We start from the raw sequence: 22,923 nt of genomic DNA, 5'->3' as shown, positions 1-22,923 counted from the left end.
CATTAAGGAGAAAACATGTCTGATTTGACAAAATACTATGGCGTAATTCCTGCTTTTTACGCTTGTTATGACGACGAAGGCAATATCAGTCCAGAACGCGTCGAAGCCTTGACCCAGTTCTTTATTGATAAGGGAGTTCAAGGGCTCTATGTCAATGGATCATCTGGGGAGTGTATTTACCAGAGCGTGGCGGACCGTAAATTGGTCCTAGAGCATGTCATGAAGGTGGCTAAAGGGAAACTAACCATCATCAACCACGTGGCCTGCAATAATACCAAGGATAGTATGGAGTTGGCTAAGCACGCAGAAGAGCTTGGAGTGGATGCGATTGCGGCCATTCCGCCAATCTATTTCCGCCTGCCTGAGCATGCTATTGCCAAGTACTGGAACGCTATCAGCTCAGCAGCGCCAAATACTGATTTTATCATTTACAATATTCCACAGTTAGCTGGTGTCGCCTTGACGCCGTCGCTTTATCGGGAAATGCTTAAGAACGACCGTGTCATTGGGGTGAAAAATTCCTCTATGGTTGTGCAGGATATTGAAATCTTTAACACGCTGGGTGGTCCAGAAAGATTGGTTTTCAATGGCCCAGACGAGCAATTTTTAGGTGGGCGCTTGATGGGGGCTGCTGGTGGCATCGGCGGTACTTATGGAGCCATGCCTGATTTGTTCCTCAAGTTAAATGACTTGATTGCAAAAGGAGACCTAGAGACCGCGCGTGAATTGCAATACACGATCAATAAGATTATCGGGCATTTAGTCTCTTGTCATGGCAATATGTACGGTGTGATTAAGGCGGTTCTAAAAATCAACGAAAACCTTGATTTGGGCTCTGTGCGTTCTCCGCTTGCTCCGCTAGTGAAAGAAGACGAGCCCTTGGTCGAAGAAGCTGCACGCATTATACGCGAAGCCAAGGAAAGATTTTGCTAGTCAATCAGTTTGGAGGTGAACGATGACGACCTATGTTGCCATAGATATCGGTGGGACCAGTATCAAGTATGGCCTCATTGATGAGAATGAACAATTGTTGGAAGGCCATGAAATGCCGACAGAAGCCCATAAAGGCGGACCTGGCATCATGGCTAAGGTCAAGGGGATTGTTGAGAGCTTTCAAAAAAATCATAAGTTAGCTGGGATTTGCATTTCGTCAGCAGGTATGGTTGATCCAGAAAAGGGTGAGATTTTTTATGCCGGTCCGCAGATTCCGAACTATGCAGGGACGGCCTTTAAGCGTGATTTGGAAGCTGCTTTTGGGTTGCCTTGTGAGATTGAAAATGATGTTAACTGTGCTGGTCTGGCAGAAGTTGTCTCTGGCAGTGCCAAGGATAGTGCTGTGGCGCTCTGCCTGACTATTGGCACAGGGATTGGTGGCTGTCTGGTCTTGGACGGTTCGGTTTTTCATGGTTATAGCAATTCAGCGTGTGAAGTTGGTTACATGCACCTATCGGATGGTGCCTTCCAGGATTTGGCTTCCACAACAGCTCTGGTCCGTTACGTTGCTAAGGAACATGAGGAGGCTGTTGACCAGTGGAATGGCCTGCGTGTCTTTAGGGAGGCAACCGAGGGCAATACCAAGTGTATGGCTGGCATCGAACGGATGGTGGACTACCTGGCTCAAGGCATTGCTAATATTTGTTATGTGGTTAACCCTCAGGTTGTTGTCCTAGGCGGTGGTATCATGGCTCAGGAAGCTATTTTAAAGCCCAAATTACAGGACGCCTTGAAGCACTATTTAGTTTCTAGCATTGAGGAGAAAACTCAGGTAGTCTTTGCCCGACACAAGAATACAGCAGGCATGTTTGGGGCCTTCTATCATTTCAAAAAACAACAAGAAAAGCGTGAACGAAACAAGGAAAAGGAAGAATAGATAATGCAAGATAGCATGACCTTAGAAGAAATGCAGACCTATAAGGGACGTCAAGAAGTTCCCGAGGATTTTGATGCTTTTTGGGATGGGCTTTTAGAAAGCCATAAAGCCCTTCCTCCCTTCCGATTGAAAGAGCGGCAAACTGGTTTTTCTGGGGCAGATTTTTACGAGTTGACCTTTGATACGGACAATGGCTCGGAGGTCTTTGCCAAATGCGTCTTTCCCAAGTCTGAAAAACCTGTACCAGTTCTCTTTTGTTTCCATGGTTATCAAGGCCAGAGCCCAGACTGGACAGAAAATCTGAAGTTTGTGGCAGCAGGATTTGGAGTGGTCTGCATGGATGTACGAGGCCAGGCAGGCCGCTCGACTGACAAGGGACAGTTTGAGGGCATGACCGTTAAGGGTCAAGTGATCCGTGGAGCAGTTCAAGGGCGAGATCATCTCTTTTACAAGGATGTTTACTTGGATGTTTATCAACTGATTGAGATTGTGGCCAGCTTGCACTTTGTGGATGCAGACAAACTTTATAGTTACGGTGCTTCACAAGGCGGTGCTCTGGCGCTTGTGGCAGGGGGCTTAAGCCCTCGGATTAAGAAGGTCGTTTCTATCTATCCCTTCTTGTCGGACTTTAAGCGTATCTGGGAATTAGGGGATACCAATGAGCCTTACAATGAACTTTTCCGTTACTTCCGCTTCTCAGATCCTTTCCATAAGACGGAAGATGCCTTCTTTAATGCCTTAAGTTATATTGACATTAAAAACCTGGCCCACCGCATCACCTGCCCAGTTCACATGGTGACCGGGTTGGAAGATATTATTTGCCCGCCATCAACTCAGTTTGCAATCTATAACCGTCTGACCTGTGCTAAGACGTTGCAGTTGCTACCAGAGTACGGCCACGATGCGCTCAATGTCAAGGTCAATGATTATGTGTTTGACCGTTTGTTTGATACTAGTGTTTTGGACTAGTTTGTTTTATGGAGTAGTTACTGACACTTCAAGCTCTCACTTCTATGTCTCTTTGGTAGCTATAGTGGGGGCGTATCAACTCCATTTCGAGAGTGGGACAGCCTTTGTCTCGGATGTACATGGGGATTTTTCGGCTCTATTTTAAAATCTCCTACAACTATCAGACGGTCTATTCAGGTTTTTGTCGGCCTGATGGACGGTGCTTTTCGATGCAGAAAACGACAAGCTTTTGTCTTTGCTTTCCTCTGGGACAGCTGGATTTATCATTGTTAAATTGACTTGAATCGCATTACTTTTTTCTCCCAATCACAAGATGCCTGACAAGATGCTTAGCATGAGCTCCTAGTCAGGCATCTTTGTCAAATGATTCCCCCGATTTTGTCTTGACAGCCGTCCCTAAATATGAAAGAATGAACCTATAATAAAGATTTGAGGGAGATTAATATGCGCGATAATCATTTACATACCCACCACTCTTATGATTCAGAGGCAGACTTTCATGACTACTTGACCCATTATGAGGGGGAAATTGTGACAACGGAGCATTATGATTTGTCCAATCCCTATACCCAGCAGGATGATGTTCCGGACTATGCGGCCTATACGGCAGAAATTGAGGCCTTGACTGCCATCTATGGTCCTCGGATCAAGCGCGGAATTGAAATTGGCTATTATGCTCCACGCGAGGCAGATATTTTGGCCTTTCTGGCAGATAAGACCTATGACCTCAAGCTCTTGTCAGTCCACCATAATGGCCGAAATGATTATCTGGATGAGGAAGTCGCAACCCTGCCTAAGCAGGCGGTTATCCAGGAATATCTGGACCTCTTAGAATATGCAATTGGTCGTATTGAGGCTCATGTGCTAGCACATTTTGACTATGGTTTTCGTCTGTTTGAAGTTTCTGTGGCTGAGTTGAAGGTTTATGAGACCCAATTGATTCGGATTTTCCAGAAAATGATAGCTGCTGGCCTAGCCTTTGAGCTCAATGCCAAGAGCATGTATCTTTATAGGCATGAACATCTATATCGTTATGCTTTGGAACTTTTGCAAGGTTTGGGTTGTCAGCGGTATTCATTGGGGTCTGACGGTCACCAGCTATCCCATTTTCGCTTAAAGTTTGAGGAGATGATTGCTCTCTTGGCTGATATGGGCATTGGCCCAGACCAGATTATCTGAGGTGACTGGGCTAAGCTCTTTCTTCTATCGATTTAGGTCCTTTGATACGAGCGAGCCTGCTTGCTTGTTAATGGAACTTTTGAATGGTTTGCACTTGTCCCGTATTTTTTCTGAAGCTTGGGTCCATGTGTGAGGCTTTAGACCATCTCTTGGTTGAGACCGTACAGGGCTCTGGATTGATTTTTAAGTTGTAGGGACTACAGCTATGATTTTGACTCCTTGCACCTGTTTTGTTCCTCAGTCAGTTTGCCCGTCTTTTCCTAGCCTTGATCAATTGTTTAGTGTAGCCTATCTGTTTGCTGGTAGGCTGTCAATTAATTGGGTGAGATTCAATATTTTAAAAAAATTCAGTTTTTTCTTGCAAAATTTGTATTTATCGGATAGAATGGTGATATATCAAAACGATGAGAGAAACAAGCCTAAGTTTGATAACAGAGAATGTCCGTTGGTGAGAGGGCATACCCCCTTAGGCGACACCTTCTTGAGTGCCCATGCAAAACCTGCTATTTATGCGGAGAGTAGTGTGGGACGGGTGGTTCCGTTAGCAACCAGAGTGTGGTTTGGTGGGGCCTAGGCCTATCCCGACAGCACTTACCGAGGTGGTCAGGGTGACCTAACCATGAACAAAGGTGGTACCACGTAAGTTACGTCCTTGCAAAGTTTTTTTGCGAGGACCTTTTTTATTTTGAGAAAGTGAGGATGCCCGATGTCAGAGATAAAAGGCCTGCGTCAGATTACCCCTTATGTTGCAGGGCAGCAACCTAAGGGGCAGGATATCATTAAGCTGAATACCAATGAGAATGCTTACCCCCCTAGTCCCAAGGTGGCGGCGCGTTTGGAAACCTTTGATACTGATCAGCTGCGTCGTTATTCTAGTCTGGATCAGTCTGCCCTGCGGACGGTTCTGGCCCAGCAGTTGCAGGTGCCTGCAGATCAGATTATCGTGGGAAATGGGTCGGATGATATTTTATCCATGGCCTTCTTGGCTTTTTTCAACAGTGGAGAGCCCATTCTTTTTCCTGATTTGACCTATGGTTTTTATAAGGTCTGGGCTGATCTCTATCACATTCCTTACCTTGAGTGTCCGCTTGACCATGATTTTAAGTTGGTACCAGAGGCCTATATAGGGGACAATGGTGGGCTGGTCTTGACCAATCCTAATGCGCCGACGGGCCTGGCCTTACCGTTGTCGGAGATTGAAGCTATCGTGGCAGCTAATCAAGAGGTAGTGGTTATTATCGATGAAGCCTATATCAGTTTTGGCGGAGAGACTGCCTTGCCCTTGCTGGACAAGTATGACAATGTCTTTATCACACGAACCTTTTCAAAGGATGCGGCTTTGGCAGGCCTTCGAGTCGGTTATGGTATCGGAAGTCCCAAGTTGATGGCAGTCATCCAAACGGTGAAAAATGCAGTCAATCCCTACAATGTTGACATGTTGTCGGAAGACTTGGCGGTAGCAGCTGTAACAGACTGGACCTATTATGAGGAAACCTGCCGTAAAATTTGTCAAACCCGGGACTGGTTTTCGGCGGAGTTGGTCCGGTTGGGCTTTGAGGTCCTGCCTTCCCAGACTAATTTTATCTTGGCGGAGCCAACGACTGTATCTGCTCAGGACTTGTTCGAACAGCTCAAGGCACAAGGTATCTATGTGCGGTATTTCCCGACTATAGAACGGCTAAAGCACAAATTACGGATTTCGATTGGAAGCCAGACGGAGATGGTCCGGGTTTTAGAAGTCATCAAGACCCAGCTTGGCCTGACAGTGCCCTAAGTGGGGAAAGGAGAAGTCATGAAAAAAACAAGATTAGCCGCAGGCATGCAAGACAAGCTCTTTAAGCGTGCGCGGGTCATGTATCAGATTGAGCGACAGATTTCAGATGCTCTGATGGCCACAGGCTTTCATCGAATAGAGACCCCAACCTTGGAGCATTACCAGGTCTTTGGGGATGAGGTGAATCCGACCGCCTACAATCTTTTTGATCAAAAAGGGGATTTGTTGACTTTACGCTCGGATGTGACCAGTCAAATTGCCAGAGTCATTGCTTCTACTCGGGTCCATACCCCCATCAAGTTTTCTTATTCTGGCAAGGTATTTCACTGTCATGAGGCCCAACGAGGCCTGGCCAATGAAGCGACTCAGGCTGGGGTTGAAATTGTAGGCTATCCTGTTCAGCAGGCCCTCAAGGAAGCGCTAGTTTCGGCCCGACAAGCCTTGGAGGTCGCAGGGGTCAAGGTCTATCAGTTTGAGTTTTCTCATGCTAGTATTCTTCAACTGATCTTTGAGGAGCTAGCCCTGAGCGAATCCCAACGTTACTATCTGGCTGGTTTGATTCGAGACAAGTCCATTACAGGTCTCAAGGCCTTTACTCAGGCTTATCCTTCCATATTTGATAGCTTTATCCAGCAGTTGCCCTATCTCTTCGGTGACGTGGAAGAGGTCTTGGCTGCAGCACGTCAGCTGACCCAGCATGAGGGGCTCCTAAGTGCCTTGGATAGTTTGGAACTCCTGACCCAAAGCGTGGCCCAGACTGTGCCGCGTATGAGTCTGGATTTGGCCCAGTTGTCTGACTTGCCCTATTATACGGGCATGATGTTCAAGGTATTTGGAGACAAGGTGCCTGATGCCTTTGTGTCGGGTGGCCGTTATGACAAGCTCTTTGAGCGCTTTGGTGCCAAGGAATTGACTGCGGTGGGCTGGGCCATGGATATCGATTCTGTTTACCAGGCTATTTATGATGATTTAGATTTTGGAGGTGATGGCAATGACGTATAGTCCCTTGACCATTGCCCTGACCAAGGGTCGCATTGAAAAAGAGACAGAGCACTTGTTGACCCGGGCAGGCTTTGATTTAGAGTTTATGGCGGACAAGGGCCGCAATCTTATTTTTGAAAGTCCAGATCAGCAGTTACGTATTCTTTTGGTCAAGGCGCCCGATGTGACCACTTATGTGCGGCATGGGGTGGCTGATTTGGGAGTGGTCGGCAAGGATGTGCTGATGGAGCATCCGACAGGTTACTTGGAAATGTTGGATTTGAACTTTGGTCTATGCAAATTTTCTGTGGCTTCTACAGAAGCCTACAATCCTAATGACCATAAGCGCAAGCGGATTGCGACCAAGTACCCCACTGTTGCCAGAGATCATTTTAACCGTAAGGGAGAGGATGTGGAAATCATTTCCATCCAGGGCAGCGTGGAAATTGCCCCGGTTATCGGTTTGGCGGACGCCATCGTGGATATTGTAGAGACAGGTCATACTTTGGTGGCCAATGGCCTGTCTATTTATGAGGATATTTGTCGTATTTCAGCCCGTCTGATTGTTAATAAGGCGGCGCTCAAAAATAAGCCCCAGGTTTTGTCCTTTATTCGTCAAATGGAGGGCATTGTTGGCACAGAGGAGGTACCCTTTAAATGAAAAGACTCAGTGGAAGTTTGGCTGATATTGCAGCCGTTTTGCACCGTGAGCAATTGGCCTTGGCCCAGGACAATCTGGCTGTCGAGGCGCAGGTCCGGGATATTATTGAGACGGTCAAGCAGCGCGGTGATGCGGCCCTGCGTGACTATGCAGTCCAGTTTGATAAAGTGAGTGTGACTGAGCTTGAAATTAGTCAAGTCCAAATTGATCAGGCCTTTGCAGAGGTGGATGCGGAAGTTTTGGCTGCACTAGAAGCAGCCAAGATCAATATTGAGAGCTACCATCGCCAGCAAATCGAGACAGGTTTTGAAGACTCCCCTTCTGCAGGTGTGATCCGTGGCCAATTGGTACGTCCTATCCAACGAGTGGGAGTCTATGTTCCTGGTGGGACGGCAGCTTATCCGTCTTCGGTTCTTATGAATGTGATTCCAGCCAAGCTGGCTGGTGTTAAGGAAATTATCATGATTACGCCGCCCCAGACCCACTATGTCCCAGCGATTTTGGTAGCAGCTCGTTTGGCTGGTGTGGATCGGATTTATCAAGTGGGTGGAGCCCACGGGATTGCAGCCTTGGCTTATGGGACAGAGACCTTGCCCAAGGTGGATAAGATTACAGGGCCGGGGAACATCTATGTCGCTACAGCTAAGAAACAGGTTTACGGTTTGGTGGGGATTGATATGATTGCAGGGCCTTCTGAGATTGGTGTGATTGCTGATGAGACGGCCAATCCACGCTATGTAGCTGCTGATTTGCTATCACAGGCAGAGCACGATGCCCTAGCTCGCGCTATTTTGGTGACCAATTCCAGCCAGCTGGCAGACGCCGTCCAACTAGAGATTGAAAAACAGCTGTCCAGTTTGCCCCGACAGACCATTGCACGGCAGGCCATCACAGATTATGGGTCTATCATTGTGACGGAGACCAAGGCAGAAATGTTTGAGCTTATGAATCAAATTGCCCCAGAACATCTGGAAATTGCCATGGACCAGGCCTATGCTTACCTCGATCAGGTTGAAAATGCAGGCTCAATCTTCCTAGGCCATTACACCTCAGAGCCTATTGGGGATTATTTTGCAGGGACCAATCATGTCTTGCCGACGACAGCGACCAGTCGATTTTCTTCGGCCTTGGGGGTGTATGATTTTGTCAAGCGAATCCAGTATACCCAATATGATTCAGCTGCCCTAAAAGTAGCGGCACCAGCTATCACTACCTTGGCCTACGCCGAGGGTCTAGCGGGACACGCTAGAGCCATCGAGGTGCGGGGCGAGACTGATTAAAGGAAAGGACTTAGTATGAGACAAGCCGAAATGAAACGTGATACTTTTGAGACGCAAATTCATCTCAAGATTAATCTGGATGCCCAGGAGCCTGTTTGTATCGACACAGGGGTGGGTTTCTTTGACCACATGTTGACCCTCTTTGCTCGACATGGTCGCATGGCCTTGGAGGTCAAGGCGGTTGGTGATTTACATGTGGATAGCCACCATACTGTGGAGGATGTGGGGATTGTTCTGGGCCAGGCCCTGCGTGAGGCTCTCGGAGACAAGGTAGGGATCAACCGTTATGGGACGAGCTTTGTCCCTATGGATGAGACCTTGGGGATGGCTAGTCTTGACCTATCAGGGCGTAGTTATCTGGTCTTTGACTGTGCTTTTGACAATCCCAAGTTGGGAGCTTTTGACACTGAGCTAGTCGAAGAATTCTTCCAAGCTCTGGCTTTTAATTTACAAATGAATCTGCACTTGAAGATTCTTCACGGCAAGAATAACCATCACAAGGCTGAAAGTTTGTTCAAGGCAACTGGACGGGCCTTGCGTGAAGCGGTCACCTATAATCCTGAAATCCAGGGGGTCAACTCGACCAAGGGCTTGTTATAGGGAGGCTAGCAATGATTATCGTGATTGATTACGATGCGGGGAATACAGCCAATGTCTTGCGTGCTCTGGAAAAGTTAGGTAGCTCTGCTCAGCTTTCCCATGATCCAGCGCAGATTTTGGCAGCGGATGGTTTGATCTTGCCTGGTGTTGGGGCCTTTCCGGCGGCCATGGCAGAGCTGGAAAAGCGAGGCTTAGTCGATGTTATTAAGACGGCGGTCAGCCAAGGGACCCCCTTGCTGGGAATTTGCCTGGGGATGCAACTCTTGTTGGACGAGAGCTTGGAGCATGGTCAGACGGCGGGTCTGGGCTTGATTCCAGGGGTGGTGAGGCCCATACCTGTCCAGCCCTACTATCCTGTGCCCCATATGGGCTGGAATGGGTTGACGGTTAGGCAGACAACCCCATTGACAGCGAGTTTGGATGGTCAAGATGTGTATTTTGTCCATAGCTATTTTGCTGATGTGCCAGCAGATAGTCTGGATGTAACGGCGGATTATAGCATGGAAATACCTGCTATGATTCATCGCGGTCAGGTCTATGGCGCCCAATTTCATCCTGAAAAGTCTGGTGATGTGGGTCTGGGGATTCTCAGTCGATTTATTGATCTATGTCAATGAAGGCCCTTAAATATTAACAAGTGATACAAAGGAGTAGACACATGCAAATTTTTCCTGCAATTGACATTAAGGATGGCCAGGCAGTAAGGCTCTTCAAGGGTGATTTTGCCCAAAAAACGGTAGTCAATCCGGATGTGTTAGATCAGGCCCGCACTTTTGCCGCAGTAGGTATGACCTTTATTCATGTGGTTGACTTGGACGGTGCCTTAACAGGCCAGGTAGTCAACCGTGACTTGATTGCTCGCCTCAAGGCTGAAACGGGACTTGGAATTCAGGTCGGAGGCGGCATTCGGACCCTAGAGCAGATTAGAGATTACCTCCAAGTTGGGGTGGATCGGGTAATTATTGGTTCCATGGCGGTCAAGGCGCCTGATTTTGTAGCAGAGGCACTGGCTACTTTTGGTCCAGATCGGATTATGGTGGGCATTGATGCCAAGGATGGTTTTGTGGCGACCGAGGGCTGGTTGGAGACCAGCAATATAGACTTTGTCACCCTGGCTAAGTCCATGGCTGATAGGGGTGTTCAACATCTTATTTATACGGATGTGGCGCGCGACGGTACCCTGACCGGTCCCAATTTTGACCATTATGAGCGTTTGATAGCTGAATTGCCCCAGGTACAGATAATTGCCTCAGGCGGGATTGCGGATGTGTCTGATCTGGAAAGGCTGGCTGAGTTGGGCGTGGCCGGTACCATTGTTGGCAAGGCCTATTACCAAGGGCGGATCAGCCTGGATCAATTCAAGGCATTTGGAGGTTAGGATATGTTGAAAAAGCGGATTATTCCTTGCTTGGATGTCAAGGACGGGCGTGTTGTCAAGGGGGTCAATTTTGTCAATCTTACGGATGTGGGCGATCCAGTTGATGCTGCTAAGGCTTATTATGAAGCGGGATGTGATGAATTGGTCTTCCTAGACATTACAGCTACTCATGAGGAGCGTGAAACAACGGTAGAGATGGTGCGGCGTGTGGCAGAGCAGGTGTTTATCCCCTTTACTGTCGGGGGTGGCATTCGTTCGGTGGCAGACATGCAGCGCATGCTCCAAGCAGGTGCGGACAAGGTGGCGGTCAATTCCTCGGCTGTAGCCAATCCCCAACTTATCGCGGACTGTGCGCAGAAATTTGGCAACCAGTGTGTGGTGGTAGCCATTGATGCCAAACGTGTTGCAGATGGCAGTTGGCATGTTTTTGTAGCAGGGGGGCGCAAGGATACAGGTAAGGACTTGATTGACTGGGCCAAGGAAGTGGTGGCCTTGGGGGCCGGTGAAATCTTGCTGACCAGCATGGACCGAGATGGGACCAAGGCAGGTTTTGACTTGGCCATGCTCCAGGCAGTGGCAGCTGTGGTGGATGTTCCCATCATTGCCTCAGGCGGAGCAGGTAGTCTGGTCCATATTTTGGAAGTTTTTGAGCAGACTGCAGCGACGGGTGCTCTGGCAGCTTCTATTTTCCATTATGGAGAAGTTGGTATCTCGGAGACTAAGGCGACAATGGCTACAGCAGGAATGGCGGTGAGAGCATGCAAGCCCTAGATTTAGATTTTGAAAAACAAGGGGGATTAGTCCCTGTCATTGTGCTTGAACATGAGACGGGGCAGGTACTCATGTTGGCCTATATGAATGCTCTGGCCTACCAAAAGACGCTGGAGACGGGTCAGATGCATTATTGGAGTCGCAGTCGTCATGAGCTCTGGCACAAGGGAGCAACCAGCGGCCATTACCAGACAGTCAGGTCCCTCAAGACAGATTGTGATAGAGATACTCTGTTGGCCACGGTCAGTCAAATCGGTGCAGCCTGTCATACAGGTGCCAACAGTTGTTTTTTTCGGGATATTTTATGAGGCAGGGACAAGCGCCTATAAGCTAAAGAGCTGGCTTATGCCTAGGTCTCGTGCAGAAAACTTAAAAGGAGGCAGAGATGTTACATCAGTTATACCAGACCGTGCTTGATCGAAAAGTCCAACCCCAGGAAGGGTCCTATACTAATTATTTATTGGATAAGGGCTTGGACAAGATTTTGAAAAAGGTTGGCGAAGAGGCCACGGAGGTGGTGATTGCAGCTAAAAACGCTGATCAATCAGAACTCGTCAATGAAACAGCCGACCTACTTTACCATCTGATGGTAATGCTGGTTGAACAAGGAGTCACAATCCAAGATGTAGAGGCCATTTTGGCGCAACGCCATGGTCAAAGCTCCAAACTGACGGACCGCCCAGAGGTGACGGTCTATTAGGTAGGCAGGGGAGTTAAGTGCCAGGCCCTAGAAGTAGTCCTAGGAAGAGACCAGTCCAGTCTCAAGCTAGTTGGCCCTGTGACAATGCTGTCACTGAGAGATTGACCGTTTCTTCAAGCTGAGTTTGTCAGCCAAGAAATCTTCTTTCCTGGTAAGAATGGGTGCTTGGAGCCAAAGTTTAGGTCCATTGGTGGGGCTATTTCTGCCTGCACAGCAGTCTTAACTCTTAAGTCCCAATGTTTAGGTGATTAACCGCTTAAGAGAAAAGATCTTATAAACTCTATACGGAAAAGTGTTGCTTAAGTATAGGCACCAAGATATCTGGTCTTAGATAACATTTCTGAAGGGATAGACAGAGAAAGATCAACTCTAATAGCTTTATCTAATACCAAACGTATGAAGAAAAGACGATGTCAGAAAACGATTTTTCAGAGGAGTAGGCACTTTTTAGATGAAAATTGTGGTATCATTTCTGTGATATCAACAGAACAGACCTGATTATCGGAATATTTTCAAGAGATTTTTTGTAAAAATGCATGTGTATAGAAAATGGTTGCGTGCATTTTCTTCGTGCGTACAGTGCGGCTTTATCTAAAGATGTTTTGCATTTTTCCAAAATAAGGAGTATGATGTCAAGTATGGAAAAGAATTATGACACCCTTTATTTTATCTGTTTTCAGGCTGAATATCTTGATGGTAGATCGGCGGAGCTGGCCATTGATTTTCACGCGCGACACTACTATCTTCAGCAGATTGGCCGAGATGGTCTGGTTGAGGAAAATATCGACTTTGTTAGCATTAGGCGTCGAAAAATTGACCAGCTCCGTAAAGATTTAGAAAGTATAGGTCTCCTGTCTTGGAAGAGCATTCCTTTTGGTCAGCCGCATCATTTTGATGGCTTGGTAACCTATGCCTATGGTTTTGATTCTGAGACTGAAGAGGGGATTGATGAATCAGTTTTGAGAAAGCATATCCCTAAGGAAGCCTTGCCAAAACTTCATCGTTTCTTGGAAGAGGCTATAGGAACGACCTTTGGTTCTTATCGTGTTTATGAGTAAAACAACCCTCCACTGGCAAGTCCAGATGGAGGGTGTTTGTCTTATAAAGCTAAAATAGTGTTAGGTTTTTAAGGTCTCGGTGGAAAGGTATAGGCGTTGAAGATAGCGTCTTTTTTCTCCTTATTGATTTCAAGGAAGTAAGCATAGAGAATATCCAGCAAAAAGAGCATGGGAAACTGAGGGGAAATGCGGTTGCCGTAGTCCAGATGATGGACGGAAGCTAGAGAGACGGCCTCTGTAAATATTTCTTGATAAATCTCAGCTCTGGCGCTAAACAGGACTGTTTTGGCTCCCTTATCCTTTGCGGCCTCTAATCCCTTGATGACGGTCTGGGTCTGGCCGGAGAGGGAAAAACCGATGACCAGACAACTCTCATCCAAGATGCTGATGGTCCAAGAAAAACTTTCCTGCTCTGTCAAGGCTTCACAGATGACACCCAGTCGCATGAGGCGGAGTTTCATCTCCCTAGCGACTAGGCCGGAGCTCCCCTGACCGAAGAAATAAACCCGATCAGCATCTTCGATCAGCTGGGCAATAGTTTGGAGCTGGTCTTCGTTAATTAACTGATGGCTCTGTCTGGTGATATCCTCGTAATCAAGCAGGACACGCTTGGTTAAGGGGTTCTTGATATGGTCAAAATTCTGCTCTAAGTCTTCACGGCTATTAAGGTACTCAAAGATGAATTGACGATAGCCTTGAAATCCGCATTTTTTGGCAAACCGAGTCAGGGCAGCCTGGGAAACATGCAGTTTTTGAGCGACAATTTGTGAAGATAAGTCATTGATTTGAAGAGCTTCGGCTCTAAAGAAATCCGCAATATTTTTCTCAACTTCCGTAAAATCCGTTTGAGCTGCTTCAATGGTGGCGAGGATATGACTCGATTTTGGCATAGGAAGATCCTTACTAATTAATGATTGTCACTAGTATACCATATTTTGGGAGGAGACTTCTATATTTTATGGTTGAGAAAATTAAAAGTGTTAAATTTTCACTTAATCTGCTTTGAGGGAGGAATTGGACCTCGCCTTCTACTCGAAAAAAGGGTCCAACTATGGTAAAATAAAAGGAATAGTTAGCGAGGAGTTCCTATGTCAGACAAGTTTCAGCTCTTAATGGCTCAGATTAAATTACCCCAAGAATGGAAGGAGTCCGCAGTCTTTGCGAGCGGTCGGATTTTGGCTGTCAAGCTACATAAGGTCAGCAAGTTTTGGGAGTTTCAGTTCCAATTTGACCAGCTGCTCCCTATCGATGCCTACCAGGCTTTAAAGGCAGGCCTTCTCAGGACTTTTGAGGATTTGGGCAATCGGGTTTCTTTCGAGATAAGGGCTGATGACTTGGCAAGCGCAGAAGATCTGGTCTCAGCCTATTACCAAGAAGCCTTTACGGAGGAGCTTTGCCAGAGTATCGGCTTTAAGTCGGTGTTTCAAGGGCTTGAGGTTTCTTGGCAGGATGGGACTCTGCTTATCAAGGGTCCTGAAACCATTGCCAATCCTCACTTCAAGAAAACGCATTTGCCGAATCTGGAAGAGCAGATGAAGCGATTTGGCTTTGCCGGGACTAATGTGAAGCTGGAGATTTGCGAGTCCTTAACTCAGCGCCACCAAGACGATTATCTGGCTAAGAATGAAGAAATTATCCAATCCGCCAACCAGGAAGCCTTGGAAGCTTTAGCAGCTTTGGAGCAACAAGCGCCACCGCCAGCTGTGGAGACCAAACCGGCTTTCGACTTTGGAGAAGCCGCTAAAATCAAGCAATCCAATGCCAAGCTAGACAAGGCCGAAATCACACCGATGGTTGAGGTCACCACTGAAGAAAACCGTCTGGTCTTTGAAGGCTTAGTGTTTGCTGTGGAAACCAAGGTCACTAAGACGGGTCGTTGCTTGATAAACTTTAAAATGACTGACTACACCTCATCTTTTGCTCTACAAAAATGGGCTAAAAATGAAGAAGAGGCACAAAAATTTGAGATGATCAAAAAAGGTGCCTGGCTCCGCGTGCGAGGCAATATCAGCCTTAACCCCTTTACCAATGACCTCAATATGAATGTTCAGGATGTCTTGGAAGTGACCAAGCCAGGCCGTAAGGACCTGATGCCAGAAGGAGAAAAGCGGGTTGAATTTCATGCTCATACCAACATGTCAACCATGGATGCCTTGCCGACCGTCGAAGATTTAGTGGACCGAGCCGCGGATTGGGGGCACACTGCCCTCGCTATCACAGACCATGGCAATGTGCAGAGTTTTCCACACGGCTACAAGCAGGCTAAAAAACGTGGCCTTAAGCTGATCTATGGCCTTGAGGCTAATATCGTGGAGGACCGTGTCCCTATTGCCTACAACGAAGCGGATGTGGATTTGGCAGATGCAACGTATGTGGTCTTTGACGTCGAGACGACAGGGCTGTCAGCCATTTACAATGACCTGATTCAGATTGCGGCTTCTAAGATGCACAAGGGCAATATCATTGCGGAATTTGATGAATTCATCAATCCTGGTCATCCTCTATCTGCCTTTACCACGGATTTGACAGGGATTACTGATGACCATGTTCGTAACGCTAAGCCCTTGGAAGAGGTACTGAAAGCTTTCAAGGACTTTTGTGAGGACAGCGTCCTTGTGGCCCATAACGCCACTTTTGACGTGGGCTTCCTCAATGTCAACTACGAGCGCCATGGAATGCCTGAAATCCATCAGCCAGTGATCGATACCCTAGAGTTTGCAAGAAACCTTTACCCTGAATACAAACGGCATGGTTTGGGGCCTCTAACCAAGCGTTTTGGGGTAGCCTTGGAGCATCACCATATGGCCAACTACGATGCGGAAGCGACGGGACGCCTGCTTTTTATCTTTTTGAAAGAGGCTGCAGAAAAACACCAGATTACCAATCTCAATCAGTTCAATAAGCAGTTGATTGCTGAGGATTCTTACAAGAAGGCCCGCGTCAAACACGCGACACTCTACGTTCAGAATCAGATTGGTCTGAAGAATATGTTTAAGTTGGTTAGTCTATCTCACACCAAATATTTTGAAGGTGTTCCTCGTATCCCGCGTACAGTACTGGATGAGCACCGCGAGGGCTTGCTGATCGGAACCGCTTGTTCAGATGGGGAACTGTTTGACGCTGTTGTTTCCAAAGGGATTGATGAGGCTGTTAAGGTCGCCCGTTACTACGACTTTATCGAAGTCATGCCACCAGCTATCTATGCTCCCCTGATTGCTCGTGAGCAGGTCAAGGATGAAGCGGAAGTTCAGGAAATTATCAAGGCCATGATTGAGGTCGGCAAACGCCTGAATATGCCAGTCTTAGCGACAGGCAATGCCCATTACCTGGATCCAGAGCAGGAGATTTACCGAGAGATTATTGTCCGCAGTCTGGGCCAGGGAGCCATGATTAACAGGACCATCGGCCACGGGGAAAATGCCCAGCCGGCTCCTCTTCCTAAGGCGCATTTTAGAACGACCAATGAGATGCTGGATGACTTTGCTTTCCTTGGAAATGATTTGGCCTATGAGTTGGTCGTGACCAACACCCAAGCCATGGCAGAGCGATTTGAGAACGTTCAGGTGGTCAAGAGCGATCTTTACACGCCATTTATTGAACGGGCAGAAGAGCGGGTTGCTGAGATGACCTATGAGAAAGCTTTTGAGATTTATGGCAATCCTCTGCCAGATTTGGTTGATCTGCGGATTGAGAAAGAATTGACGTCTATCTTGGGGAATGGCTTTGCGGTAATTTATTTGGCTTCCCAGATGCTGGTGGAGCGGTCAAACGAACGTGGCTATCTGGTGGGTTCCCGTGGGTCTGTCGGATCGAGCTTTGTTGCGACCATGATTGGGATTACTGAGGTCAACCCCCTATCCCCTCACTATTACTGTAAAGACTGCCAGTATTCAGAATTTATCACAGATGGTTCTTACGGGTCTGGTTTTGATCTGCCAGATAAGGCCTGCCCAAACTGTGGCAGTTCCCTGAAAAAAGATGGGCAGGACATCCCCTTTGAGACCTTCCTTGGTTTTGATGGGGATAAGGTGCCCGATATTGATTTGAATTTCTCAGGAGATGATCAGCCGGCTGCCCATTTGGATGTCCGTGATATTTTTGGAGCACAATATGCCTTTCGGGCAGGGACAGTTGGTACGGTGGCTGATAAGACAGCTTATGGTTTTGTCCGTGGCTATGAACGAGATTACGGTAAATTTTACCGAGATGTCGAAGTTGAACGGTTGGCTGCTGGGGCAGCCGGCGTTAAGCGGACAACTGGCCAGCACCCTGGTGGAATCGTCGTTATTCCAAACTATATGGATGTGTATGACTTTACCCCTGTCCAATACCCAGCAGATGATGTGACTGCTGGTTGGCAGACGACCCACTTTAACTTCCATGATATTGATGAAAATATTCTCAAGTTAGACGTCCTAGGACACGATGACCCGACCATGATTCGTAAACTTCAGGACCTTTCAGGGATTGATCCTAAGGATATTCCAGCGGATGATCCAGGAGTGATGGCTCTCTTTTCAGGAACAGAGATTTTAGGGGTAACTCCTGAGCAGATTGGAACCTCGACAGGGATGCTAGGGATTCCTGAATTTGGGACCAACTTTGTCCGTGGCATGGTTGATGAGACCCATCCAACGACCTTTTCAGAGTTGCTCCAGCTTTCTGGACTATCTCACGGGACAGACGTTTGGCTGGGCAATGCCCAAGACCTGATTCGGTCGGGAATTGCGGACCTGTCAACGGTTATCGGCTGTCGGGACGATATCATGGTTTACCTCATGCACGCAGGACTAGAGCCCAAGATGGCCTTTAACATCATGGAGCGCGTGCGGAAGGGCATGTGGCTCAAGATTTCAGAGGAAGAGCGCAACGGCTATATCGAAGCCATGCGAGCCAATAAGGTGCCAGACTGGTACATCGAATCCTGTGGAAAAATCAAGTACATGTTCCCCAAAGCTCACGCGGCAGCCTATGTTATGATGGCCTTGCGGGTGGCCTACTTTAAGGTCCATCATCCGATTTATTACTACTGCGCTTATTTCTCCATTCGTGCCAAGGCCTTTGATTTGGCGACCATGTCTGGTGGACTCGGTAAGGTCAAGGCCAAGATGGCTGAGATTGCAGAAAAAAAGAAAGCCAATATGGCTTCCAATGTTGAAAATGATCTCTACACGACTCTTGAGATTGTCAATGAAATGCTGGAACGTGGCTTTAAATTTGGCAAGCTAGACCTCTACCGAAGCGATGCCATTGACTTTCAGATTGAGGGAGATACCTTGATTCCACCGTTTGTGGCCATGGATGGTCTCGGAGAGAACGTTGCCAAGCAGCTGGTCAAAGCGAGAAGCGAAGGGGAATTTCTCTCCAAGACTGAGCTACGAAAACGTGGTGGTCTATCCACGACATTGGTCGAAAAAATGAGCGATATGGGGATCCTTGGCAATATGCCAGAAGATAACCAGTTGAGTTTGTTTGATGATCTATTTTAGAAACGGAGCGAAGGAGGCTATTGAACGAACGGCTTATCTTTAAAGGTTAGCTGTTCGTCAGTCCTTCGGCTTACTTTAGCCTAAGTCTTGAATCTATTCATCTTCTAAAATGATTTTTGAGACCTATTTGACTTGGCAGGAGATAAGGAAGTATGTTAATTGAAGTTTGTGCAGGTTCCTTGGAGGACTGCTTGACGGCTCAAGAAGGGGGTGCGGACCGGATTGAACTAAATTCAGCCCTGCATTTGGGAGGATTAACCCCCAGCCTCGCCACCTTAAAATTAGCCAAGGAGCGGGTTAAGCTACCCATCATCTGCATGGTGCGTCCACGAGGGGCAGGCTTCTGCTATAGCGAGGCCGAAAAGGAGGTCATGCGACTGGACGCGCGCCTGCTCTTAGAAGCTGGCGCAGACGGCCTTGCCTGCGGTGCCTTGACAGCAGATGGCAGTTTGGATGTCGCCTTTGTGGCGGAGTTGATTGCCCTGGCCCATCGTTTTGGGGCGGACTTTGTCTTCCATCGGGCCATTGATGTGGCGCAGGATATTTGGCAAATAGCAGAGCAGCTGATCGATTTGGGGTGCGACAGGATTTTGACTTCTGGGCAGGCAGCCACAGCTCTTGAAGGCGTAGAAATCTTGGTCCAGCTTCAAAAGCGCTATGGTGACCAAGTCGCGTTCTGCATGGGATCAGGCATAGCTGCGGACAATGTTCGACAGCTCTATGAGGCGACAGGCATTGGGCAAGTGCATGCCAGTTTTAAGGCCTGGCAAGAAGACCCAACCAGCTCAGGGCAGGCAGTGGACTATAGCTATGGTGTGCCTAGTGCCTACGATTATGTTTCAAAGGACAAGGTTCTATCCCTGAAAGAGGCTTTAAGATAGAGGACTGTAGCATGACTTGGTTAAAAATAATCAGTATATCACTGACCCTCGGTTACCTGCTCAAAAGGTTCTGGACCTATGAGCGGTTTCCGCGCTTCTTGCTAGTGATTGATTGTTACCTCTTGTTTGTTCAGCTGGTGGCGATAGGTCTTGTGGGAGTCGTTGGAGTAGGAATGGTAGTGAGGCTATAGAACTGAGTGACTGGACGTTATTGCTAATCTCCCTGGGCCTCATCCTCCTAGTTGTTGCTGGGTTAGCAGCTTGGCTATTTCGCCTAAAAACCTATCGCGAGGCTTGGCGAAAAAGACCGTGAAAACAGATGGTTAAGCGGTTTTACAGTTGACAAATGGCATGAAAACTAAGATAATAGAAGTAATCAAAGATATTCAGAAAGTTTCATGGAGGTGCCTATGCAAGTAACCAAACGCAGTGGTCAGATTGTTGATTTTGACCCAGAAAAAATTTACCAAGCTATTTTAAAAGCGGCTCAGACAGTCTATGTGCTTGATGAAAAGCTCCGCCATGACCTGGCAGAAGTGACCAAAAAGGTTGTCCTAGACCTCAGTGAAGCCCAGGCAGAACGTCCGACGATCAGTATGGTACAATCCCAGGTGGAATATCGGCTATTGGACGCTGGCTATTTTAAGATTGCCCAGCACTACATCGAGTACCGCCTGCAGCGAGATTTGGAACGTATCGGTTTTGACGACCAGTACAGTGTGCATCTTAGATTTGAAAAGATTAGGTAGTAGAACGTTCAAGTAGGAGACATCCAGATGTCGCGTTTGACCTTCCCAGCTAAAAAGGCCTCTCCCAATACGGGAAGAAGCCTTTTTCTTTGGTCCAATAGATGGATAGTGGTTTGATCTAGACTCTTTATACGCTTTCAAAATCAAGGCCAGCCCTTGTCAACTCGCTTTTGATAGAACTGGAGTTCATCAAAAACGAGTTTCCTAGGTTAGATTGATTTTCTGTGAGTCTTAGTCAATCAGCACCAAGCCCTCTTTCATGGCAAAAGGTGCGTCTGCATTGATGCGGTCGTAGAACATGATGCCGTTGATATGGTCAATTTCATGTTGGACAACAATGGCATTAAAGCCCTTGAGTTTGATCCGTTGGGGTTGACCTTGTTTGTCGGTGTATTCTACAGTGATGCGGCTATGGCGGATAACGTAGCCTTCCACTGGGCGGTCGACCGACAGGCAGCCCTCGCCATCTGCCAGGGCTGTTTCTTGGACAGAATGGGAGATAATTTTGGGATTGTACATAATCACTTCTAAGGCATAGGCCTGGGCAGGAGGATTGCCATTTTCATCTTCTGGATTGGGAACCAAGCAGGCAACGATCCGCTTGGAAATATCCAGTTGAGGCGCAGCCAGGCCGACTCCCCCACGAAGGCCTAATTTTTCCGCCATGACAGGGTCTTGGGAGTGTTTCAAAAACTGCATCATTTTTTCCCCTAAGATAATGTCCTGATCAGAGAGCGGCATCTCAACTGGTTCGGCCACCTGACGTAGGGTGGGGTTGCCTTCTCGGATAATATCGTTCATGTCAATCAAATGGCTCGCGCGGGTCAATTTCTCAAGCGTGGTCATAGGTTCTCCTTCTTAAATCAAAGATAGCTTAACTATACCACAAAATCTCAGATAATCCAAGGCGTAGGTCGCTGAAACCCACGCCAAACGCTTAGAGAAAGTTTGGCTTTCAGATAGAGTATTTTCAACAAAAGGATATCTTTTAGAATAACAGTTTATTCTAATTTTGGCAGAAGCGAGAGAAGATAGGTTTGCGGATGTAAAATGTGTGAGAAAATTTTCTTCATGGGCTTGTCGTGCATTGGAGCAAGGCTAGATGGCTTTGCTATTTAGACCAAAATGCAGTATAATTGACAGGAATGAAAGTGTTGGATTTATGGAACAGTTATGGCAGAGATGGGCTTATTCCTAGTCCGTTTTGGTGCTTCCTATGTTCTCTGAATCCTTAGAAGGGTTATCTACTATGCGTCCTCTACTTGAAAAAATCAGTGTCTTATCTCTCTCTTTTATGCTGATTTCAACCTATTCTGTTTCCTCTGCCATCCCAGCCATGATTTCTTTTTTTGCCAATCAAGGCCGGAGCATCCAAGAGGTGGAGTTTTTAATCACCGTGACTTCTTTGGCAATTATGGTCACATTGGTGGGGAATCGCCTTTTGACCCGATTTCTTTCCGAAAGGGCCATCATGAGTTTGGGTTTGATTCTAGTGGCTGCAGGAGGCGGTTTACCCTTGTTGGTTCAAAGTTATCCCCTTATCTTTGTTGGCCGTATCGTGCTAGGTCTAGGCCTAGGAATGATCAATGCGCGGGCCATCAATCTGGTCAGTCTGCTCTATCAGGGCAAGGAACGCATCCAAATGATGGGGCTACGAGGGGCCTCGGAAGTCTTGGGGTCTGCTAGTTTAACTGCTATCGTTGGCCTTCTCTTGGGACTCGGTTGGAAATGGAGCTTTGCTATTTATTTTCTCGCCCTCCTTATCCTGGTCCTCTACCATAGATTTGTACCAGATCTTCCTGAAGAGAAGACCCTCCAAGGGGAATCCGATCAGAAGGTCAAGCTAGACGGGTCTTATATACGATTGGCTCTCGGTTTAGCGCTTATTGCCTTCTTTGCCATCAATGTCAATACCTCCTTGCTTTTAAAAATTCCTGTCATGGTTCAAGTTGCTAACTTAGGGACGCCGAGGGAAGCTAGTTGGGTCCTGAGTGCCATGATGCTGATGGGGATTTTGGCAGGCCTAGCATTTGGCTGGTTATTGGAGCGGTTGAAAGGGTTCTTGTTGCCAGTTTCCTTGCTGATTTTTTCAGTTAGTATTTTGGTAACCGCACTTGCTCAGAACTTTTTCATACTTGCTGTAGTTGCTGTCATTTCTGGATTTTTCTACAGCATTATCCTAACCCTCGTTTTTAACAATGCTTCGGAAAACACACCACCTCAGATTCTCAATCTGGTCATGACACTGGTCTTGCTCGGCTGTAATCTTGGCGGCGCTACCTCAGCTTTTGTTCCTGGACTACTGGCCAAGTTGAATCCGACTGCCAGCGGGGCTTTCGGGGTCTATGCGCTTATAGGAATCGGCCTCAGCTTGCTGGTGGGTTTAAAGAGCCTTTCACGCAAAGGAAGTGCGACGCTTTAGTATCATCGTTGATGTCGTCTTAAATCTTGTTTTATTAAAGGTTAAATAAGCTTATTTCGATGATGAAAAGAGGCTGGGCAAAAACTAGTTTCAGAATAGACAAAAACGAGCATTTCCGCAGTTGGAGATGCTCGTTTTCTCATGTCATGGTTTATAATTAT

At 47.3% G+C, this 22,923-nt stretch carries 22 protein-coding genes; 20 read left to right on the top strand and 2 right to left on the bottom strand.

Annotated features, from left to right (window positions below; genetic code table 11):
- The first annotated feature begins 15 nt into the window (after nucleotides 1–15).
- The 15 genes from ABID29_RS10145 (at nucleotide 16) to ABID29_RS10075 (ending at nucleotide 13,221) form a co-directional block, all read left to right on the top strand.
- On the top strand, nucleotides 16–933 hold the full coding sequence (locus ABID29_RS10145) for a dihydrodipicolinate synthase family protein (protein WP_354366037.1): 918 nt from the start codon (nucleotides 16–18) through the stop codon (nucleotides 931–933).
- 22 nt (nucleotides 934–955) lie between these two features.
- Nucleotides 956–1,870 carry an ROK family protein gene (locus ABID29_RS10140; protein WP_354366036.1) on the top strand — a complete coding sequence of 305 codons (915 nt, stop codon included), beginning with the start codon at nucleotides 956–958 and terminating at the stop codon, nucleotides 1,868–1,870.
- A gap of 3 nt (nucleotides 1,871–1,873) precedes the next feature.
- Nucleotides 1,874–2,839: an alpha/beta fold hydrolase gene (locus ABID29_RS10135; RefSeq protein ID WP_354366035.1), complete on the top strand. Its 966-nt coding sequence runs from the start codon at nucleotides 1,874–1,876 to the stop codon at nucleotides 2,837–2,839.
- A 444-nt stretch (nucleotides 2,840–3,283) separates the two neighbouring features.
- Entirely contained in the window at nucleotides 3,284–4,018 is a 735-nt protein-coding gene (locus ABID29_RS10130; protein WP_354366034.1) for a PHP domain-containing protein, read from the top strand.
- Nucleotides 4,019–4,724: 706 nt separating this feature from the next.
- Entirely contained in the window at nucleotides 4,725–5,792 is a 1,068-nt protein-coding gene (gene hisC, locus ABID29_RS10125; RefSeq protein ID WP_354366033.1) for a histidinol-phosphate transaminase, read from the top strand.
- A gap of 18 nt (nucleotides 5,793–5,810) precedes the next feature.
- Nucleotides 5,811–6,794 carry an ATP phosphoribosyltransferase regulatory subunit gene (locus ABID29_RS10120; RefSeq protein WP_354366032.1) on the top strand — a complete coding sequence of 328 codons (984 nt, stop codon included), beginning with the start codon at nucleotides 5,811–5,813 and terminating at the stop codon, nucleotides 6,792–6,794.
- Nucleotides 6,784–7,434, top strand: a complete 651-nt coding sequence (hisG, locus tag ABID29_RS10115) for an ATP phosphoribosyltransferase (protein WP_354366031.1) — start codon at nucleotides 6,784–6,786, stop codon at nucleotides 7,432–7,434. Before ABID29_RS10120 ends, hisG begins: the two co-directional genes overlap by 11 nt.
- Complete coding sequence (gene hisD / locus ABID29_RS10110) at nucleotides 7,431–8,714, top strand: histidinol dehydrogenase (protein WP_354366030.1); 1,284 nt, start codon at nucleotides 7,431–7,433, stop codon at nucleotides 8,712–8,714. The genes hisG and hisD overlap by 4 nt, the downstream gene beginning before the upstream one ends.
- Before the next feature lie 15 nt (nucleotides 8,715–8,729).
- Complete coding sequence (gene hisB, locus ABID29_RS10105) at nucleotides 8,730–9,314, top strand: imidazoleglycerol-phosphate dehydratase HisB (RefSeq protein WP_354366029.1); 585 nt, start codon at nucleotides 8,730–8,732, stop codon at nucleotides 9,312–9,314.
- 11 nt (nucleotides 9,315–9,325) lie between these two features.
- Nucleotides 9,326–9,931, top strand: a complete 606-nt coding sequence (gene hisH / locus ABID29_RS10100) for an imidazole glycerol phosphate synthase subunit HisH (protein WP_354366028.1) — start codon at nucleotides 9,326–9,328, stop codon at nucleotides 9,929–9,931.
- A gap of 41 nt (nucleotides 9,932–9,972) precedes the next feature.
- Complete coding sequence (gene hisA / locus ABID29_RS10095; RefSeq protein WP_354366027.1) at nucleotides 9,973–10,692, top strand: 1-(5-phosphoribosyl)-5-[(5-phosphoribosylamino)methylideneamino]imidazole-4-carboxamide isomerase; 720 nt, start codon at nucleotides 9,973–9,975, stop codon at nucleotides 10,690–10,692.
- Between the two features lie 3 nt (nucleotides 10,693–10,695).
- Complete coding sequence (gene hisF / locus ABID29_RS10090) at nucleotides 10,696–11,463, top strand: imidazole glycerol phosphate synthase subunit HisF (protein ID WP_354366026.1); 768 nt, start codon at nucleotides 10,696–10,698, stop codon at nucleotides 11,461–11,463.
- Nucleotides 11,451–11,771, top strand: coding sequence for a phosphoribosyl-AMP cyclohydrolase (gene hisI / locus ABID29_RS10085; protein ID WP_354366025.1), 321 nt, complete (start codon nucleotides 11,451–11,453; stop codon nucleotides 11,769–11,771). The genes hisF and hisI overlap by 13 nt, the downstream gene beginning before the upstream one ends.
- 77 nt (nucleotides 11,772–11,848) lie before the next feature.
- A complete protein-coding gene (hisE, locus tag ABID29_RS10080; RefSeq protein ID WP_354366024.1) occupies nucleotides 11,849–12,163 on the top strand; it encodes a phosphoribosyl-ATP diphosphatase in 315 nt (104 codons plus the stop codon).
- A 638-nt stretch (nucleotides 12,164–12,801) separates the two neighbouring features.
- The gene (locus tag ABID29_RS10075) at nucleotides 12,802–13,221 is read left to right on the top strand and encodes a hypothetical protein (RefSeq protein ID WP_354366023.1); all 420 of its coding nucleotides are present in this window, start codon (nucleotides 12,802–12,804) and stop codon (nucleotides 13,219–13,221) included.
- A gap of 68 nt (nucleotides 13,222–13,289) precedes the next feature.
- Here ABID29_RS10075 and ABID29_RS10070 read toward each other — a convergent pair whose 3' ends face one another.
- On the bottom strand, nucleotides 13,290–14,111 hold the full coding sequence (locus ABID29_RS10070) for a MurR/RpiR family transcriptional regulator (protein WP_354366022.1): 822 nt from the start codon (nucleotides 14,109–14,111) through the stop codon (nucleotides 13,290–13,292).
- A 198-nt stretch (nucleotides 14,112–14,309) separates the two neighbouring features.
- Between ABID29_RS10070 and ABID29_RS10065 the strand changes: the two genes are divergently transcribed.
- From ABID29_RS10065 to ABID29_RS10050, 4 genes are all read left to right on the top strand, one after another.
- Entirely contained in the window at nucleotides 14,310–18,710 is a 4,401-nt protein-coding gene (locus ABID29_RS10065; RefSeq protein WP_354366021.1) for a PolC-type DNA polymerase III, read from the top strand.
- A 152-nt stretch (nucleotides 18,711–18,862) separates the two neighbouring features.
- On the top strand, nucleotides 18,863–19,591 hold the full coding sequence (locus ABID29_RS10060; protein WP_354366020.1) for a copper homeostasis protein CutC: 729 nt from the start codon (nucleotides 18,863–18,865) through the stop codon (nucleotides 19,589–19,591).
- An 11-nt stretch (nucleotides 19,592–19,602) separates the two neighbouring features.
- Complete coding sequence (locus ABID29_RS10055; protein WP_354366019.1) at nucleotides 19,603–19,782, top strand: hypothetical protein; 180 nt, start codon at nucleotides 19,603–19,605, stop codon at nucleotides 19,780–19,782.
- Between the two features lie 219 nt (nucleotides 19,783–20,001).
- Entirely contained in the window at nucleotides 20,002–20,340 is a 339-nt protein-coding gene (locus ABID29_RS10050) for an ATP cone domain-containing protein (RefSeq protein WP_354366018.1), read from the top strand.
- Between the two features lie 231 nt (nucleotides 20,341–20,571).
- Here ABID29_RS10050 and def read toward each other — a convergent pair whose 3' ends face one another.
- Complete coding sequence (gene def / locus ABID29_RS10045) at nucleotides 20,572–21,186, bottom strand: peptide deformylase (protein ID WP_354366017.1); 615 nt, start codon at nucleotides 21,184–21,186, stop codon at nucleotides 20,572–20,574.
- Between the two features lie 403 nt (nucleotides 21,187–21,589).
- Here def and ABID29_RS10040 point away from each other — a divergent pair, with 403 nt between their 5' ends.
- Nucleotides 21,590–22,762 carry an MFS transporter gene (locus ABID29_RS10040; protein ID WP_354366016.1) on the top strand — a complete coding sequence of 391 codons (1,173 nt, stop codon included), beginning with the start codon at nucleotides 21,590–21,592 and terminating at the stop codon, nucleotides 22,760–22,762.
- Nucleotides 22,763–22,923 lie beyond the last annotated feature (161 nt).

Source organism: Streptococcus rupicaprae, from assembly GCF_040545225.1.
In the GTDB taxonomy this organism is placed as follows: domain Bacteria; phylum Bacillota; class Bacilli; order Lactobacillales; family Streptococcaceae; genus Streptococcus; species Streptococcus rupicaprae.
The sequence above is the reverse complement of the archived record's forward strand: the minus strand, read 5'-3'. Positions and strand labels throughout refer to the sequence as shown.